This is a genomic window from Mesotoga sp. HF07.pep.5.2.highcov (assembly GCF_003666285.1).
GTDB lineage: Bacteria > Thermotogota > Thermotogae > Petrotogales > Kosmotogaceae > Mesotoga > Mesotoga prima.
The window spans coordinates 1-2277 of record NZ_JFHJ01000283.1; the positions used below are offsets into that span (position 1 = coordinate 1).

The 2277-nt window shown below is 47.7% G+C and carries 1 protein-coding gene and 1 pseudogene; one reads left to right on the forward strand and one right to left on the reverse strand.

All coding sequences use genetic code 11. From position 1 onward, the window contains the following. Positions 1–582, forward strand: a pseudogene (locus BG32_RS06025) (ATP-binding protein); the annotation flags it as partial. A gap of 1094 nt (positions 583–1676) precedes the next feature. Here BG32_RS06025 and BG32_RS16330 read toward each other — a convergent pair. After that, a partial coding sequence (locus BG32_RS16330) for a transposase (protein WP_409072650.1) occupies positions 1677–2277 on the reverse strand: 601 nt, incomplete at its 5' end.

Below are 2277 nucleotides of genomic sequence, written 5' to 3' on the forward strand. Positions count from 1 at the left end.
GGATTCAGGCCGTCTTACATGGAATGGGACTTTCGAGAGCAAATAGAACACATTATCGAAAAAACACTACATGGAGATGTTCCCTTCTTCGTTCCCCAAATCTCAGATATTCACTTCAGGCTAATGAATGCCGTTGTTGGGTTCTTGGCGACTTCAAAAGTACCAACATTGAACATTGAGAGAATGTGTAGAGACTGGGGTATAGGGAAGAGAAAGCTCTACGAACTTCTTACTGTAATGAACGCAACAGGAGTAATCAGAATAGTATATAGAGAAAACGACAATCGAACCTTCTCCAAGGGTGAGAAAATATTCTTTGGAGACCCTGCTTTCTACTCAATTGGTACAGGAAATATTGGAACAAGAAGAGAAGCCTTTGTGGCACAATCCTTCGAAGATGCTGGTAGAAAAGTCTTTGCATGTGCGGATGAGCGAAACGGAGATTTCTCTGTAGATGGGAAGATTATTGAAGTAGGAGGAAGGAGCAAAAAACCAAAGAAAGCGGAGTTCGTAATAAGAGACGACACTGATTTGCCCTATTCAAACTCGATTCCGATGTGGACACTTGGCTTTCAATACTGACATTAACTAGTAGTTACCCTGCCGGCTCTCACTAAGATCCGCTATACGCTTAAAAACAAGGACCCGCTACGCGCTGCAACGAAAATAGGGACTGACGATTCTTCTAGCATCTAGACCATTTTTCGCGCCTCTTCGGTCATCCCGTAGTGATCCTGTACGGGATCTCACACCCATGAACCGCTATGCTCTTAGAAACAAAAACCCGTTGACCGCTGTAAGCAAAATGGGGATTGACGAGCTCTAAGCGTCTGTCACATTTTTCGCGAAAAACCGAGATCCTGGCCTGAAGCATGACAGGATGACTTGATGTGCTTTCACTCCGTATTAAATGTCGGTAAATCCACCCTCTTCTGTCAATCCGTAGAGCCTGCCCTGAAATGCCTCAGTTTGTCATCCCGTGATGCTTTTGCACGGGATCTGGTCTTGAAAACATGGCACGGATAGCGAGCCTGGCCAGGCGGAGCCTGACTGGCATGCGTCAGCAGACAGGCTCCCAAACGCACCTATGGTCACATTTTTCGCGTAAAAAACAGAGATTCCAACCAGGACCTTTTTCGGGCGAACAGCCGTTCGCCCCTACAAAAGAATCGCATAATCGTCTAACATTGTCATCGCGTAGCATTTCGAATAGGGTACTGACGGGCTCCTGACGTCTGTCCCCGTCTATTCAACTCTGAGAAAACCCGCTGAACGCTGGGAAGACGACGTTGTCCGTCGGCGGTCCACCGTTCTCCGAAAAGAGCAGACGTCAATGAGGAAAACATTGCTCTTTGTTCCAGCGGAAGGATCTGTTCTTCGTTGGTCACAAGGTGAGATGAAAGAGATGCATGTGACGGGTAAATTCCATCGCCAATCTTACTGGTTTCTTCTCTCTCTCCTTTCTCTGGTGAGCGCAGCGAACCTCTCCACAACGCTCTTTCTCAATGGTCATTGTTTGCCCGACGAAGTCGGAACTGGCCTGGCGGAGCCTGACGATTCACCTCACGTCTGTACCCGATTTTCACCGCTACCGTTTTTCGCGTCTAAACTACTCCTTCTTCGGTCTCCCCTCGGCCTACTGCCAAGTGATACACCCAGCTCCTTCTCAAGATCGCCTACAAGTTCCTCGGCAAACAACGGATTTTCACCGCTCTTCGGTCTCCCCCTCGCTTACTGCCAAGTGGAACCCCGAGCTCCTTCTCAAGATCGGCTACAAGTTCTTCGGCAAACAACGGCTTTCCAGAAAACGTGTTTCCCCTGATTCTACTGAGAAAACTATCTTCGTCGGGAAAACCCAGAAATTCTCTCCAACCTTCCGGATTCCAGTTAACATCGAGTTCCTGCAGCGGAGAAAGCTCAATAATTCTAGAAGATGATACTGAGGTCTGAGAAGTTAAAGTATCTTCCTCAGACACCTTTTCCACTTCAGAAATCGAATGACTTTGGGTAATAACTCTTGGAATAGCGGGCTCCTGACTTCTGCACTCAGGTTCAGTACTTTCGCCTTCACTGGGAATTCCTTCCTCCGCAATAAATCCCACATGTTCTCTCGCGCTCGACCATTCATACTCCCAGGGAAACTGAACCATCTTTGCGCGAACGGGATTTCTCTCAACATACCTCAACGCTTCAAGAGCGTGATCATGATGCAGCGGACAGGAATAGAACCTTCCCTGCCAGAGATGACCCGATCTCCGGTTCTTCTTATTGAAGTAG